Here is a 16,002-nt window from a genome sequence, read left to right on the forward strand (position 1 = left end):
AGTTCTAAGTATAGTGAAAAATATTGTCCCAAATATAGTCAATAAGTAATTTAGATTCATCTAAAGACAAAATATGGCAGTTTCCTCGTTCGTCTTGTTTTAGCAGAGAAATTTCAGGACAATCTGCTTCATTATTATAGGGATAGACAACCTTACCGCGAGTTTGTTTTAAATTATTAATTGGACCTTTGATATCAAAATCAATTTTCACTTTGAATTTGTCATCCATCCAGGTTTCGATGCGATCGTCTAATTCCGACGCGGTTAGCGGAGTTTTACTAGTTAAAAGATGATAGTAAACTAAAATAATTTCTTTGCATTCTTCTTCTTCTGCAGCATTAATTAAAGAATAAAAAACGCTGGCGTTATTAGCCTGGTTTTTAAAAAACAAAGTATCTGTTACTTTTTTACGAAACTCGATTAGCTTGCTTTTGTATTTACTATATTGCTTAAAAGCATAACCTCCTAAAACCACTACTAAAGATAAAAGAGCAGTTAGAACGGGCATAAAATTGCGTACATTTTCTTCACTAACTTCAATGCCTAAAATGCTTGTCGAGCCAAAAATTAAAAAAGAAATTGCCCCGATAAGTAATGCTAGTTTGGGTAGAGCCTTGAGTATTACAGGAATCGCCGCACCAAAAGCAGGAATTATCAATTTTAATCGGTCTTTCCAGGTCATACTAATTTTAATATTGGGAAATAGTAGCTCCAGATCGTATTGAGGGACATTTCGGTAAAAATAAACATACATTTTACCTGGAACAAATTTAAGTAATCCTCCGTCAGTATCTTGTTTTCTAAAATATTCTTCATCTTTAAACTTGATTAATAAAACTACGCGATCGAGAACTTCAATTTGCTTTGTTTTTTTTCTAAAAAACTTTTTGTACTCAATAGTTTGCTTGAAGTCACCTCGACGGTAACAAACCATTTGGTCGAAATCATCAAAATCTACTTTCGTTTTGAGTTCGATAACCGATCTATTTTTGAAAGCATCTTTTAAAGCAGCTTGCGAGATGGGCTTATAGTTGGCTCTTTCTAAAACTAGTTTGAAGTCTTCTATCAACTTGGTTTCCATCTTAGGCAAGTCTTCTTTAGTTATCTTATTAGACTTTAAATTGGTATCGGGGTTAAAGGGAGCATAATTATTTTTTAGATGTTCTAAATAAGCTTGAAATTTAAAATGATAAAAAGCTGATAAAAGCGAACAAAAATCCTTAAACTTTTGTTTCTCCTCATTATTTAAATGTCCGTCTTCCAAACAAAGTTCGATTAGCTCGGCTTGCCGATAGGGAATATAAGCTTCTCGATCTTGATACGATGCCATAATTCTACTGTTACTCAAAATTTAATATCTTTATTTATTTTGTGACAAACTAACCGCTAGATTGCTATAACGAATGTCAAACAGAGCTTCCTTGAATACATTTAAGTTTCTTCCCTAAAAACTTCGATCGCATTTTTAAAGTTGTTATTGATTGTCTTATGTAGTTGGTAGTTTCATCTATGTTTAAATCATTAAGCATTATTAAATGCTATTGTGCCTGAGTAACTTGCTTAAATTGGCTGTCATATACTGAATGGTAGGTATATGGATTAGAGTATTCTAGTAATGAAAGATAAGCCTCCTGCTAGAGAAGCTGCGCGACTCGAAGCACTAAGACAATATAGAATTTTAGATACTCCCTCCGAATCAGCATACAATGACATTGCTACCCTGGCTGCTTTTATTTGTGAGGTACCGATCGCTTTAATTAGTTTTGTCGATTCAGAACGACAATGGTTTAAGTCCAAAGTAGGACTAAATGTCGCAGAAACTGCTCGTGATGTCTCATTCTGCGCCCATACTATTCTTAGTAAAAGCATAATGGTGGTCAAAGATGCACTTCGCGACGAACGCTTCGTAAATAATCCGCTGGTTACTTGTGCTCCAGGCATTCGCTTTTATGCAGGAGTTCCCCTTATTACTCCCGAAGGATACTCTATTGGAACGCTTTGTATAATCGACCGTAAGCCTAGAGAAGATTTATCAGAGTCTCAGAAAAAAACTTTAGAGGCACTAGCTCGCCAGGTGGTTATGCAACTAGAGTTACGACGAGTCTCGTCTCAACTAGCCGACGCCCTGGAAAAAATCGAAATTATGAAGGGGTTAGTGCCAATTTGTTCTTACTGTAAGGGTATTCGTAACGACCGAGGTTATTGGTCAACTGTCGAGCAGTTTATCGAGAAATATTCAGACGTAGAATTTACTCACGGTGTATGCGATAGCTGTATGCAAATATACTTTCCAGAAGTGGCGGAGGTTTTGCTAACAGAAACAGATGCAGATAGCGAATCTACACTTCAATAAAGTAATATCGTTCGCTATAAGTCCAGTCTACTGTCTGAGTCAAAGTTGGATTAGCTTGAAGTTTTGGCAAAGCGATCGCTGCTTTCTTTGGCACCAACAAAAAAAATAGAACATTTTTACTATTACAGATTTATCGCGAGATAATTTTAATATAGACAGTTAAAGAACGAAAAAACATGGAAACAGCTACATTTGGAGCGGGATGTTTTTGGAAAATAGAAGAGGCTTTCCGTCAACTAAAGGGAGTTAGTGAGACTTCCGTAGGTTATATGGGCGGACATTTTGCCAATCCGAGTTATTTGGACGTACTTTCAAGAATTACGGGTCATGCTGAAGTAGCCCAGGTCATGTACGATCCTGAAAAAGTTAGTTATTTGGAACTATTAGCTGTTTTTTGGTCGATTCACGACCCCACTCAATTAAATCGCCAAGGAGCAGACAAAGGAGAACAATATCGCTCGGTAATTTTTTATCATAGTTCCCAACAAGAAAGAGAGGCTAGAGCTTCCAAAGGCAAGCTACAACAATCGGGACGATTCGACCGAGAAATTGTCACTCAAATTAAGCCTGCGTCAGAATACTATTTGGCAAGAGAGTCAGACCAGCAGTATTTAGAAAAAAAGAAACGCTCTTTAATTAATACTTCAAATCAGATCTAAAAAGCTGGCGGAAAGAGACAAATATCTCAGTCGCCAGCTTACAAAAACAAAACTAAATAATTTTTTAAACTATCTTATTTCAGGACTGGGAGAATTTTCTAAAATACCAAAACCCGAAAAACTGCGATAGGGATCGCTATGTTTGGTAGTTTTTTGAATATCTTCTTTTATTTGATCGAGATCGATATAAAGATCGGCAACATTAATCAGACTATCGCTAGTCATCGATCGCAAACTGACGACTTCTACTCTAGCACCGCGATAACTGACGGCATCTACAGAATATGCCAAATCGCCATCGCCGCTGACTAAAATTGCCGTGTCGTATGCCCCTACTAACGACATCATATCGACGGCGATTTCCACATCTAAATTGGCTTTTTTCGAGCCGTCTGGTAGCTGTACTAAATCTTTGGCAATTACCCGATAGCCGTTGCGGCGCATCCAGAGCAAAAACCCCTGCTGTTTTTCATTAGTGCGATCGACTCCAGTATAAAAAAAGGAGCGCAGCAGTCTCGAACCTCCTGTAAGTCGAGACAGTAGTTTGCTATAGTCAATTTCTATACCTAACTGTAAAGCGGCATAGAATAAGTTCGAGCCATCTATAAATATTGCCACTCTACCTCTATTTTCCAGAATCTGCTCTGGAGTAAATATCGGATCGCTTCCATAGTAATTATCTAACATTTTTTTTGCCTCATTTTATTAAAATTGTTTTTTGTATGTATTAAATTTGTAGTTAATCGTCAAAGCTAAATTTATTTTGATTATTAATTAAAACCGTAATTTTACTCGGGTAATTCTAGTTTGGCAAAAATTGGGCTGGCTTTGCCCAAATTTTGATTTGCCGCTAGTTTGCCCCACTGAGAATGAAGCGCGAATTCAAGCTGTTTCTCGTCTCCTTCGTCGATACGATTAAAATCCCCAGTAAATCCTAACTGCTGGTAAATACTATTACTTAAGTTAGGGATAACTGGCGATAACAAATAAGCCGTTAATCTAACAGATTCAAGGACTGCATACAAGATTTGCTCGACTTCAGCTTGTTTTCCCTGCTTAAACAGACTCCAGGGCGCGCTATCATCTATATATTTATTACTAGCGCGAATTAGAGCAAAAATGTCTTCACAAGCTTGAGAGAGTTTAAAACTCATGTAGTTTTGACTGACGCGATCGCCTAATTCTATCCCGATTTTTTTAAGTGGATGTTCGCGATCGAAATCGGCTTGGCTCAACTGTGGACCATTGCCCTGGCAGTATTTACGCAACATTCCCAGGGTACGATTGAGCAGGTTGCCCAGATCGTTAGCGAGATCGGCATTGAGCGTATTGATAAAGCGGGTTTCGTTAAAATCTCCGTCTTTACCCAACTCAATTTCTTTAATAAAGTAATAGCGTACTGCGTCAGCACCATAGCGATCGACCAAACTAAAGGGATCTAAAGTATTACCCAAACTTTTTCCCATTTTTAGTCCGTCTTTGGTTAAAAAACCGTGACCGAACACTGTTTTTGGTACGGTCAATTCAGCAGAAGCTAACATAGCGGGCCAGTAAACCGCATGAAAACGTAAAATATCTTTACCTATTAAATGCAGATCGATCGGCCACCATTTCGATAGAGCATTAGCTAAAGTTGGTTCTTCTCCTGGTTCTAGTAATGCCGTTACGTACCCTAAAAGAGCATCAAACCACACATAAATTGTATGTTTGGGATCTACAGGAAGGGGAAACCCCCAATCAACATTGACGCGCGAAATTGAAAAATCTTGTAAACCTCGATTGACAAAATTTAAAATTTCATTGCGTCTGCTGGTTGGCTGAATAAAATTCGGTCTTTTGCTATAAAGTTCTTCTAAATACTGTTGGTATTTAGAAAGACGAAAGAAATAGTTTTCCTCGTCTCTCCATTCAACTGGTTTATTTACGTGAATCGAACAGCACTTATCTGTAGTTAGTTCCCTTTCCTCTTTAAATTCTTCACAAGATACGCAGTACCAGCCCTGTTGACGAGCGAGATAAATATCCCCCTTATCCCAAACACGTTGAAAAAATTCGTTGACGATCGCCTGATGGTTGTTAGCAGTAGTTCGACTGAAGCGATCGTATTTAATATTTAGCTTGTCCCAGAGAGACTTAAAGCTATCAACGATGCGATCGCAATGAACTTGAGTAGCTAAACCCGTTTCGGCTGCCGTGCGCTGAATTTTAAGCCCGTGTTCGTCGGTACCAGTAATTAGCAGTACCGATCTGCCCTGCAAACGTTGAAAACGAGCTATAACATCCGCCACTATAGTAGTGTAGGCACTACCAATGTGAGGAACATCATTAACATAATAAAGAGGAGTTGTTAGTGTAAATCTGTCAAAGTTAGTTTGATAATCGTTCATTAATTAGTTATTAGAGATATAAATTTAACTCCACAGCCGCAACTTCAGAGTAAATCGTGTTTAATAGCATAGGTTTTTATAGTTTGGTTGTTATACAAAATTAATTAGCTAACAGGGAATTGCAGGATTTATCGAGTTCGATCGCGCTTAGCGATAGTTTATCGGCAATCTTAGTTTTGTTACGCAAAATACAAATTATACTTTTTATAGTTTATAGCTTGACGAGCTTTCACTATCAGTATTATTTACGACATAGATGAATATTGCCACTATGGAAAATACTTAATACTTATGCGATTTATTTAACAAAATTCGTAAGATAAATCTACTTTTTCCCTGAATTGACTATTTCCGTCTTAAATATAGCTTTCGTGAGATTGAAAAAAATTAAAAATTTGTTAACTATTTTATGTCGGCATACAGTCTTTTTGACTCTCAAATCAAATTACTCCTTAAGTTTAACTACGTAAATGTATTTCGATCTTTCTCATTTGACTGCTCGCTCTATTTTGTCAGCAATTAATATTCAGTTATCTATAGAAGGTACGGCTCGTATTCCTCAAGATGTTCCTGTAATTGTCGTCAGTAATCACCGCAGCTTTTTAGACGCACCAATTTTAATCGCCAGTTTGCCTTATCCATTGCGGATCGCCTGTCATCACTATATGGGAGAAGCACCAGGGATTCGACAGGTGGCAGTCGATTTATTAGGATGCTTTCCCCTGGCAGAATCTGGGCGCAAAAAAAAGCAGTTTTTCGACCGCGCTTCGGAACTTTTAGCAGTCAGGCAATGGGTTGGTTTGTTTCCCGAAGGAACCAAACCAATGGTCGAACCAACTAAACCCAACCAGTTAGGTAAGTTCGAGCGTGGATTTGCTCATTTAGCCTGGAGAGTTCCCGTATCTAATCTGGCGGTTTTACCGATTGCCATTGCTGCTTTGGATGAGACGATTTATCCCACAATTCCCATTCGCTGGTTGAAAAGATTCGATCGAGAAGAACCGTTTTTTGACCGTTCTGGTTCGCACCCAATGATAATTTACCATCGAGTCAGGGTTGCTATCGGTCATCCCTATTGGATTGGCAATGAAAAAAAGGAGCAGTATCAGGGCAAGCAGGCAAAAAAACTCGCTCTCGATCTTACTAACCATTGCCATACGCAAATTTCTGAATTACTTAATAAATAATACATACTAGTTAATAAGTATTTTTATTTTTTACTGGCTTCGATCTCTTAACTGCGTTTATTTAAATGAAACATCCCCAACTACATTTTCTGCCAGCGAAAAAAGGTTTTGGCGATCGCCCTGTAAAGCGAGAAGCTAATCTTCCTTTATTTGTTTACATTCCTGGTATGGATGGGACTGGAGAATTACTACAAATACACGAAGCCAAACTAGCAGCTAATTTTGCTTTGCGCTGTTTGTCGATCCCTGCTAACCATTTGGGCAATTGGAACATTTTGGCAAGAGAAACTATCGAACTAATCGAACGAGAATTAAATTTCAATTCCCAACGTTTGGTATATCTTTGCGGCGAATCTTTTGGGGGCTGTCTGGCAATTAAAGTCGTTCTTACTGCTCCTAATTTGATTCAGCGTTTGATCTTAGCCAATCCCGCATCATCTTTCAATCGCAGACCTTTTTTAGGCTGGGGAGTCGATCTAGTCCAGTGGATGCCTCCCTGGCTACATGGTTACTCTTCTGTAGGATTACTGCCTTTTTTAGCCGAACTATCTCGCATCGAACCTAACGATCGTAGAGCTTTAATTAAAGCGATGAAGCTGCTTTCACCACAACAGGTAAGTCGCCGTTTGGCACTACTACGAGATTTTGAGGTTTCTCCAGCAGAACTTAGCAGTATCGATATACCCACGTTGATTTTGGCAGGTGCGGCAGACCGCCTTTTACCCTCTGTCGAAGAAGCACGACGCTTAGTAGCTCTACTATCTCATGCGAAAATGACGATTTTGCCTCATAGCGGGCATGCTTGTTTGCTGGAAAATCAACTCGATCTTTACGAAATTCTCGCCCGACAAAACTTTTTACCGAGCGAAAACTATGGAGCCAATCTAGCTTCATAATCCAACTTTGGCTTCTAAAGACTTGAGATATTCTGTATTGACTTTTGATTCACGAACTAGGGCAATTTTTCCAGTACGAGCAATTTCACGGATGCCAAACTTATTTAACATTTGAATAATTGCCACCATTTTACCGGGATCGCCTACTACCTCAATTGTTAGACTATCTTCAGACATATCTACAATTCGCGCCCGAAAAATCTGAGTTACCTGAATTACCTCAGCGCGATTGGAAGAGGTGGCATTTACTTTTACCAACATTAATTCTCTTTCTACACAAGGCTTTTCAGTAATATCTTGTACCTTAAGTACGCTAATCAATTTGTAAAGCTGTTTGATTAACTGTTCGATAATGCGATCGTCTCCAGGTACCACCATAGTAATCCGCGAGATGCCCATTTGTTCGGCAGGACCGACGGCCAGACTTTCAATATTAAAACCGCGACGGGCAAATAACCCAGCAATGCGAGTCAAAACTCCCGCTTCGTCTTCTACTAATACAGAAATTGTATGTTTCATCATTAATAATTAGTCATTATGCTCTAGGCACTAGCTACCGAGCACTAAATTTTAGTAAATATTTTTCGCGTTTGGTTTGTACCTCATGGCTACAATAAACAAACGCCATCCATCATAGTTTGTAAAGTTAATTAGTATATCATCTAAGTAAGATAACTTACAAGAAGCTAACAGATGTTAAAGCTTACAACTTTTGTAGCCAACTTAGTAAGAGAGAATTAAAGCGATCGGGACATTCATCGTGGGGACAGTGACCTACATCTTCTAGTTCGACTAACTCTATCTGAGAATTTAAAGCCGCGATCTCCCTGGCTTGCTGGGGAGGAACCATGCGATCGCGTAGCCCCCAAATCAACAACATAGGCAGATTGAGACGCGGTATGGTTTCTTTGACTGGGGCAGCAAATCCTGCTTTTCTGACGCTTTTGGATAGAGAATATAAAGTTTTTTCCGAGCCGCGATCGTAGGCAGGATTGGCTAAAATTTCTACTAATTCGTCAGTAACTGCGGTTTTATCGTGATAGGCTATTCTCGCCCAGCGACGTATTATTCCAGGCTTTCTAAGAAATTTCAATAAATTCTCGATTAACAAAGGGGATGCTACTAAGTCTTCTAGTTTAGTAACCACAGGACGAAGGAGACGCGGCAGCATCTCCTGTCGTACCGAAACATCGGGCAGGCTCAACATAACCAAACCAGCAACCATATCGGGATAAGTATCGGCAACGCTGAGACAAACCAAAGAACCAATAGAGTTGCCGACTAAAACTGTCGGTCGAGCGATAAAAGTCTGCCAAAAATCTCTAATCTGTTCGCGCCATAAATCTGCACTATAGTCAACGCTAGCTTTTCTAGAGGCACCAAATCCTAATAAGTCTAAAGCGTATACCGTATAGTATTGACTTATTACGGATAAATTGTTGCGCCAATGCTCGATACTAGCGCCAAAACCGTGAATAAAAATTAGCGGTGGCAGAGATACTTTGCCTATACTGTGATTGCTGCGAATAAAGCTATAGCGAACTTGCCAGCCTCGCCAAACCCAATCGCGTTGATTGCCAATACGCTGTTGCCAAGAAAGATTTTCGGTCACAATTAATTAATGTGCTTAAAAATTATTTACAGTACGTTAATTTTAAGTCTCAAACACTTTTAAATGCTGAAGCGACGGTTAAAAGGTTAATTTGCTAAATTAAAAAATAAAAGTTAACATAATGCTCCTTTTAAATCTCGCTCGGTAAAATAGCAAGTAAATAAGATACTTGCTTTAACTATACTCAGATTACTAAGGAATAATTAGATACGCCTGTGATAGATAAAAGACGCAATAATCGCGATCTAACCAAAACTAACGAAAGAATTCGTTTTCCCAAAATCCGTGTTATCGATTCTGAAGGTGAGCAATTGGGCATCATTACGCCTAAAGAAGCTTTGACCGTAGCTAGAGAAAAAAATTTAGACCTAGTCCTGGTCAGCGAGACGGCAGATCCTCCCGTCTGCAAAATTATGGACTATGGTAAGTACAAATACGAACAAGATAAAAAGCAAAAGGAAGCGAAGAAAAAACAGCATAATGCTGATATCAAGGAAGTAAAGATGCGCTATAAGATCGAAGAACACGATTACAACGTGCGCGTCAAGAGCGCTCAACGCTTTCTTAAGTCAGGAGATAAGGTCAAAGCTACCGTAAGTTTTAGAGGTCGCGAAATTCAGCATTCTAACCTGGCAGAAAAGCTGCTGCAGCGAATGGCATCCGATCTTGAAGACGTGGCAGAGATTCAGCAATCTCCCAAACGAGAGGGACGTAACATGATGATGATGCTGTCTCCGAAAAAGTAGGAAGAGACAAGCACAAGCTCTAGTTTTATTTCTCGTTTAACACCGCTAATGCCGCCTTAATTAACTGAAAATAAGGCGGCTTAGTAACTTTGACTTTTTGGGTTTCTTTGGTGGTTTTTAACAAACCAAAGCGATCGCCCCTGGCGACTACCAAGACTTTACCGCGATCGTTTCTAATGCTTAATTTTTTGGCATCATCGAGCAGACTACAGGTGTAAATCCTGCCATTATGGGTAAAAACTCCTTGCTCGTTTTGGCGATCGCTAGTTGGGGCTTGGGGAACTCTAACGCCTACTAACTCTAGTTCGATATTGGTAGCGCCTTGCCAATGGTTTTCTTTTAGTTTGTAGGCAATATCCAAAGGACTCGGTAGGGGAAAATATTCTTTCCAACGCCAGGCGATCGCTTTTATTTCGGATTTAGAACCCTGTTCTTGCAAGACTAGCTTTAGATGATTTTTACCAATAGTTTTTTGCTCTTTGATAATTACTTTTGGAGTCCAGAAAACGGGGGGAGGATTGCCAATACCCCAAGGTTGTAGACTTTCGATTTGTTGGTAAAGTTGCAAGTTAATTTCTTCTAGACTAGCAAGAGCATCTATTTTTACTAATGGCTTGAGATGCTCTATTTTTAGCGATTTATGTGCGAAATCACTAAGTTTTTGTTCGAGTTTATCTAAATTACTGGCTGGAAAACTAAAACCACCTGCGGCTTTATGTCCGCCAAACTTACCTAGTAAATCTCGACAATAATTTAAAGCTTCAAAGATATTAAATTCTTCAATACCCCGCGCCGAACCGCGAATCGTGTTTTTTTCAGCGTCTTCGTAAGTTCCGATAAACACGGGAACCCCATACCGTTCAACTAGTCGAGAAGCAACAATACCAATTACTCCGTGATGCCAGTTTGCCGATACTACAACTAATACTCGCGATTGCTTCCAGGGAATGGGAGTTTCTCTTACTAATGCGATCGCCTCACGTTCGATCTGTTCGCATAGCTGCCGCCGCTTGAGGTTAATCTGTTCGCACTGCATGGCTCTTTCTAATGCCAAACCTGGTTCGTCGGTAGTCAAAAGTTCGATTACTAGCTGGGGATCGCCAATTCGTCCTACGGCATTAATTCTCGGACCCAATTTAAAACCAATATCGTCTGGTTGCAGCTGTTTCTGTTCTTCTTTGACTCCCGCTACCTGCATTAATGCCTGTATTCCTAACAATTGGGAATTTGGTAAGGCACGCAAACCACGTTTTAACCAACGGCGATTTACCCCTACTAATGGGGCGAGATCGGCAATTGTGCCTAATGTAAACAATTCTAAAAGACGTTCGGTCAAACCTTTTAATTTACCCAAACTTTGAGCGGTAGCTACTGCTAAAATGTACGCCACTCCCACACCTGCCAGTCCTTTGTAGGGAGAAGTATCGGCAAGCAGCTTGGGATTTAGAATCGCATCAGCAGGAGGTAATTTTGGCGGTAAATCGTGGTGGTCGGTAATAATTACGCTCAGACCCAACTCTACTGCTAGCGCGACTGGTTCGTAAGCAGAAATGCCGTTATCGACGGTTAAAATCAAACCTACTCCAGAATCAGCAAATTCTTCAACAATGCGCTTGTTGATGCCGTAGCCATCCTTCATGCGGCTGGGAATAGCATAATCGACATCTGCGCCTAAATGGTTTAAAGCTCTTAGCAGTAAAGCCGTACTAGTCATGCCGTCTGCATCGTAATCACCGCAGATCGCGATTTTTTCACCATCGGCGATCGCTCGTTGCAATAGTTTGACACTATTCGCCAAATCGGAAAATTCTGACAGAGGAGAAGGTAACTGTTGAGATTCTGGTTGGATATAGATATGAGCTGTCTCTAAAGTTTCTATGCCGCGATTAATAATTACCTGAGCGACTAAAGAAAGTAGTTCGATAGCAATACTTAGTTGCGCGGCTTTAGCTGGCTGCGCCGGGGCAATTTGCCATCTTTGATTGGGTAAACGCTTATTGGTATGGTGTTGGCTGGCGGCGGCTGAAGATTTATCGCTCATTAAAGGCAATGGAAGACATCTATCTTAAGATATCGAAGTTTGTCTTATTTTCATCTAATAAGCAGTATCTTCTCTAAGAGTATCAATAGTAGAAGTAGAATCTACGGTGGTTTTTTGTAGCCAATCTTCACCAATTTGGATAGTTATATCGGAACCTAAAACTCCAGTGCTTTCTACCACTACTTCTCCCAACCCTAATACGGCACGAACTTGCTTGGCAGCTTCAGCATCTCCCGACTGTGCGATAATTTTAGTTTCTGCTAGCGTGTCTGGCTGGTCATAACCGAAAGAAATTCTTCTATAGCCAGCTTCGGCTAGAGTTTCCCTTGCTAAATTCGCTGCTTGCGAATTATCGGTGCTATTTTGCAGGTAGATGTTTAACTTGGCAGCGCGAGCGTGAGCTTGTTCTTCCCAGGAAACATAAGGCTCGTCGGTTTCTAGTTGGTGGGATGGCAGTGCAAAATGCTGGGTCATCATGGTATCGATGCGATCGCTATCTGGCAGCCAATAGCTAATCCCCGACCTGCCATCGCCGCTAAAGCCTCCTGGTAGCATCATCATATTGACATCAGACCTTTCGGTATTGGCAGCAAAATTAGCCAGAGCCATTAATTCTTTTACAGTTAAGTTAGTATCAATGTGAGATTGAATGACAGATAGGATTTTAGGAATTTTTACTATAGTTGCAGGTTTTAGACTCTGCTCTACTAAAGAGCGCATCAGCATTTGCTGTCGTTGTACCCTGGAGATATCGCCAAAAGCATCGTAGCGAAAACGCAAAAACTGTACTGCTTTATCTCCATCTAAATGCTGTCTGCCTTTTTTAAGATCGATATATAGATGCTGGCTAAAGTCATTGTATTTCATATCTTTAGGAACGTTGACCGTAACGCCGCCTAAAGCATCAATTAATTTTTCAATTCCTTGAATGTTGACTCTCACATAGCGATCGACGCTAACTCCACCTAATAGTTCGCTGACTGTAGCAGCAGTTAAAGCGGGTCCGCCATATTCATTAGCACGATTGATTTTTTCGATGCCATGCCCATCTAAGTCTACACGGGTGTCTCTAGGAATAGACAAAACTGCCAGTTTTCCCGCCTGGGGATCGAATCGCAACAGCAACATGGTGTCGCTCAGACCTTCAAAAGAATTGACTAATTCTAAATAGCCAGCTTCTGGTGGTGAGGAACTAGGATTATCTTTTAAGTCAGAAGTAAGAACTTTGATCCCCGAAACTAAGATATTTACAGGACGAGATAATTCTGGAATCTTTAAAGTTTTAGCGTCTACGGTTTCTTCCTGACTAAAAACTTCTGCTTCTTCTGGTGATAACTTTGCCTGTTGTAAGGGAGATGAAACTGAAAAATTAACTGCCAAAAACGCGCCTACTGCTGCTGAAACCAGAGAAACTGCACCCAATCCCAAGCCAATAACAATAGTTTTTCCTCGGCGTTTGTTTGTAGTACGAGTTTTACGACGGTGACTGCGCTCGTTATTTGACCTAGATTTTTTTCCTGAAGGAGAGACTCGATGGACTTTTTTGAGTGGCACTGAATATCCTCACACTATGCTATAAAAAGTAATTTTTCTTAACTATTGGGTACACGTAAGTATAGATTATGGACTAATTGAGCTTAACGATTGTTTCATACTTGCCTAAATTTACGTACATATTTAATACATTAAAAATACATATCGATCTTAGCTTTTCAATTTAAATAATGACAGCATCGATCGCTAAATTGTGCCATAAGTATTTACACTTTATTTTTTGGCGACCTGGTTAAGCTATTTGTCATTTCGAGCGCGTATTTGTTCTGGTCAACTTTTGAAAAAACCCAAAAAGTTCGATTTTAAAGTTAGCCGATACAACGTCTACTGAATGACACTACTGGGTGAGTAGGATATTAGCTAGCAATCTGAGACTTTACTCGATTTATCACTGACGAATAAATGAGGAATTTTTCCTGCTTTGAGCCGAGTCATTAACCATAAGCAAGTTAAAAAATAACCTGTAGTCAATAAAGCATTAGCATACAGCACTCGAAAAGCCAATAGATCTGAAGTTCGATCGGCACTCAGTAACAGTAAAATATATGCTGACGACCAAGTTAGCAGTAAATTAATAGCAACACGACTGACTTTTTGCTGTCGAGTATTACCCTTTTTTCGGCTTAAAGTCCAAATAGCGGGGATTATGCCTGCTATTGGCAACAAATAAATCCATAGCTGCCAATACTGTTCTTGGGCTTCTGAAACTGAATGTCGATTATTCATCTACCTATACTGCGATCGCTAGTTTAATGACAGACACAGACAAGATCGAAAGATCGATTACGGCTTTAATTTTGGCTGGAGGTCAAAGTTCTCGTATGGGAACAGATAAAGCTTTGCTAACTTGGGAAAACAAAACTCTGCTGTTTCAAATGTGCCAAATTGCTGCTGAGTGTTCGACCTCGGTTTACGTAGTAACACCTTGGATTTATAAATATCGAGATATCCTACCACCAGGATGTAAGTTAATAGAAGAAAAATTAGTTTTACCCGAACGCAACTCTAATTCACCATTAATTGGTTTTACTCAGGGATTACGACAGGTAACATCTAAATGGGTATTACTACTTCCTTGCGATTTACCTCTGCTATCTTCGTCTCAAATTAAACAGTGGATTCCCTATTTGGCAACAGTATTATCCACAGAAATCGCTCTGCTACCGCGTCACCCCAAAGGCTGGGAACCTTTATGTGGTTTTTATCGCTGTAGTTGTTTGCCGTTACTCGAAACCTATATTGCCGAGGGTGGTAAGTCTTTTCAAGGGTGGCTCGCACGTTATCAGGTTAGAGAGTTACCAGTTAAAGATAGACAAATTTTATTCAATTGCAATACGCCCAAAGATTGGCGCATCGCCAAGGAAAAACAGGCAAACTATGAATGAACAGTTCGTTCCTCAATTCACCAATGATGGCTCTCAAACTTTCTTCTCGAAGAAATTTAACGAAGCTTTTCATTCTTATCATGGTGCCAAACAGGAGGCAGAAACAAAATATGTCGAACCTACTTTAATTAAAGCAAAAGCCAGACAAAGTACAAAAATTTATCTACTCGATGTTTGCTATGGTTTGGGTTATAACAGTGCAGCAGCTATAGAAGCAATTTGGTCGGTAAATCCTCGATGTCACATTGAGTTATTTGGCTTGGAACTCGAACCGTCCGTTCCCCGTCAGGCTAGCTTGAAGCGGTTGTTATCTTCCTGGCGACAACCAATTCCCCAACTCTTAGATGGTCTAGCTTTTAATTCTCAGATAACAGAGCGATATTTAAAGGCAAAATTGTTGTTTGGTGATGCCAGACAGACTATCCAGCAAATTTTTCGCTTGGGATGGCAGGCTGATGCGATTTTTCTCGATCCTTTTTCGCCACCTAAGTGTCCTCAGCTTTGGACGGTAGAGTTTATCGCCATAGTAGCTAAATGTCTCAAGCCGTCGGGCAGATTGGCAACATATTCTTGTGCGGCGGCAGTGCGTTCGGCTTTATCTCTTGCTGGACTGCAATTTGGTTCGATTTACCTTGCTAATAGATCTCCAGGTACAATTGCTAGTTTGGCAGCAGCTAATTTACCGCCACTGACACTGCAAGAACGCGAACATCTCGTTACTCGTGCGGCTGTTCCCTATCGCGATCGCTGGTTGAATGCTTCTGCTGCCGAAATCGAGGTTCGCCGTCAACAAGAACAAAATAATAGTCAGTTAGAGCCATCGTCCAAGTGGAAAAAAAGGTGGCTAATGTCGCGCGAGCGACTGCCAAATTAAGTAAATATATCTAACTAATAACTACGAAGTAAAATTTGCCCGAAAAATATCCGTAATAAAACCGATCTCAAATTCTTCGATTGCCAGCATAATAAGTAGGATCGAACAACAAAATAAAAAATCGAGAATAATTATCAAGTTACTGTGTCGTGGATATTGTATACAATTAAGTGCGGCTTGCCAGTTATTTTTGAGTTATAAAGAAAACATTATTTCTGTTAAAGCCTTATCGTACTCTCTTTGAAGATTAATAATTTTAGCTTTATTTTTTAGACAAATAAACAGCTAATATACTAGTTACTAAGAAA

15 protein-coding genes are annotated in these 16,002 nt (G+C 39.8%); 7 read left to right on the forward strand and 8 right to left on the reverse strand.

What is annotated here, in order from left to right:
• Positions 1–4 precede the first annotated feature (4 nt).
• Positions 5–1,330, reverse strand: coding sequence for a TMEM143 family protein (locus tag KV40_RS12605; RefSeq protein WP_036481747.1), 1,326 nt, complete (start codon positions 1,328–1,330; stop codon positions 5–7).
• Between the two features lie 285 nt (positions 1,331–1,615).
• On the opposite strand from KV40_RS12605, the gene KV40_RS12610 reads away from it, so the two are divergent.
• On the forward strand, positions 1,616–2,353 hold the full coding sequence (locus KV40_RS12610) for a GAF domain-containing protein (protein WP_036481750.1): 738 nt from the start codon (positions 1,616–1,618) through the stop codon (positions 2,351–2,353).
• A 176-nt stretch (positions 2,354–2,529) separates the two neighbouring features.
• Positions 2,530–3,012, forward strand: a complete 483-nt coding sequence (msrA, locus tag KV40_RS12615; RefSeq protein WP_036481753.1) for a peptide-methionine (S)-S-oxide reductase MsrA — start codon at positions 2,530–2,532, stop codon at positions 3,010–3,012.
• A gap of 69 nt (positions 3,013–3,081) precedes the next feature.
• On the opposite strand, the gene KV40_RS12620 is transcribed toward msrA, so the two are convergent.
• Positions 3,082–3,699 (reverse strand): NYN domain-containing protein, encoded by a 618-nt coding sequence (locus KV40_RS12620; protein WP_036481757.1) that lies wholly within the window; start codon positions 3,697–3,699, stop codon positions 3,082–3,084.
• Between the two features lie 101 nt (positions 3,700–3,800).
• Positions 3,801–5,399 (reverse strand): methionine--tRNA ligase, encoded by a 1,599-nt coding sequence (gene metG, locus KV40_RS12625; RefSeq protein WP_036481760.1) that lies wholly within the window; start codon positions 5,397–5,399, stop codon positions 3,801–3,803.
• Positions 5,400–5,869: 470 nt separating this feature from the next.
• On the opposite strand from metG, the gene KV40_RS12630 reads away from it, so the two are divergent.
• Entirely contained in the window at positions 5,870–6,586 is a 717-nt protein-coding gene (locus KV40_RS12630) for a 1-acyl-sn-glycerol-3-phosphate acyltransferase (RefSeq protein WP_036481763.1), read from the forward strand.
• 65 nt (positions 6,587–6,651) lie between these two features.
• Positions 6,652–7,482 carry an alpha/beta fold hydrolase gene (locus KV40_RS12635; RefSeq protein ID WP_052055598.1) on the forward strand — a complete coding sequence of 277 codons (831 nt, stop codon included), beginning with the start codon at positions 6,652–6,654 and terminating at the stop codon, positions 7,480–7,482.
• On the opposite strand, the gene ilvN is transcribed toward KV40_RS12635, so the two are convergent.
• Positions 7,477–8,001: an acetolactate synthase small subunit gene (gene ilvN, locus KV40_RS12640; RefSeq protein ID WP_036481766.1), complete on the reverse strand. Its 525-nt coding sequence runs from the start codon at positions 7,999–8,001 to the stop codon at positions 7,477–7,479. The genes KV40_RS12635 and ilvN overlap by 6 nt on opposite strands.
• 184 nt (positions 8,002–8,185) lie before the next feature.
• On the reverse strand, positions 8,186–9,094 hold the full coding sequence (locus tag KV40_RS12645) for an alpha/beta fold hydrolase (protein ID WP_036481769.1): 909 nt from the start codon (positions 9,092–9,094) through the stop codon (positions 8,186–8,188).
• A gap of 215 nt (positions 9,095–9,309) precedes the next feature.
• Here KV40_RS12645 and infC point away from each other — a divergent pair, with 215 nt between their 5' ends.
• Entirely contained in the window at positions 9,310–9,840 is a 531-nt protein-coding gene (gene infC, locus KV40_RS12650) for a translation initiation factor IF-3 (RefSeq protein WP_036481772.1), read from the forward strand.
• Between the two features lie 25 nt (positions 9,841–9,865).
• Here the strand turns inward: infC and recJ are convergent, their stop codons facing one another.
• The 3 genes from recJ to KV40_RS12665 all read right to left on the reverse strand — a co-directional run bounded on the left by recJ (position 9,866) and on the right by KV40_RS12665 (position 14,161).
• Positions 9,866–11,881, reverse strand: a complete 2,016-nt coding sequence (gene recJ, locus KV40_RS12655) for a single-stranded-DNA-specific exonuclease RecJ (RefSeq protein WP_052055599.1) — start codon at positions 11,879–11,881, stop codon at positions 9,866–9,868.
• A 54-nt stretch (positions 11,882–11,935) separates the two neighbouring features.
• Positions 11,936–13,435, reverse strand: a complete 1,500-nt coding sequence (locus KV40_RS12660) for an LCP family protein (protein ID WP_052055600.1) — start codon at positions 13,433–13,435, stop codon at positions 11,936–11,938.
• Between the two features lie 360 nt (positions 13,436–13,795).
• Positions 13,796–14,161 (reverse strand): hypothetical protein, encoded by a 366-nt coding sequence (locus tag KV40_RS12665; RefSeq protein WP_052055601.1) that lies wholly within the window; start codon positions 14,159–14,161, stop codon positions 13,796–13,798.
• Between the two features lie 26 nt (positions 14,162–14,187).
• On the opposite strand from KV40_RS12665, the gene KV40_RS12670 reads away from it, so the two are divergent.
• Together KV40_RS12670 and KV40_RS12675 are read left to right on the forward strand one after the other, a co-directional pair.
• Positions 14,188–14,820, forward strand: coding sequence for a molybdenum cofactor guanylyltransferase (locus KV40_RS12670; RefSeq protein WP_036481775.1), 633 nt, complete (start codon positions 14,188–14,190; stop codon positions 14,818–14,820).
• Complete coding sequence (locus tag KV40_RS12675) at positions 14,813–15,694, forward strand: tRNA (5-methylaminomethyl-2-thiouridine)(34)-methyltransferase MnmD (RefSeq protein ID WP_036481778.1); 882 nt, start codon at positions 14,813–14,815, stop codon at positions 15,692–15,694. Before KV40_RS12670 ends, KV40_RS12675 begins: the two co-directional genes overlap by 8 nt.
• Positions 15,695–16,002 lie beyond the last annotated feature (308 nt).

Source organism: Myxosarcina sp. GI1 (assembly GCF_000756305.1).
GTDB lineage: Bacteria > Cyanobacteriota > Cyanobacteriia > Cyanobacteriales > Xenococcaceae > Myxosarcina.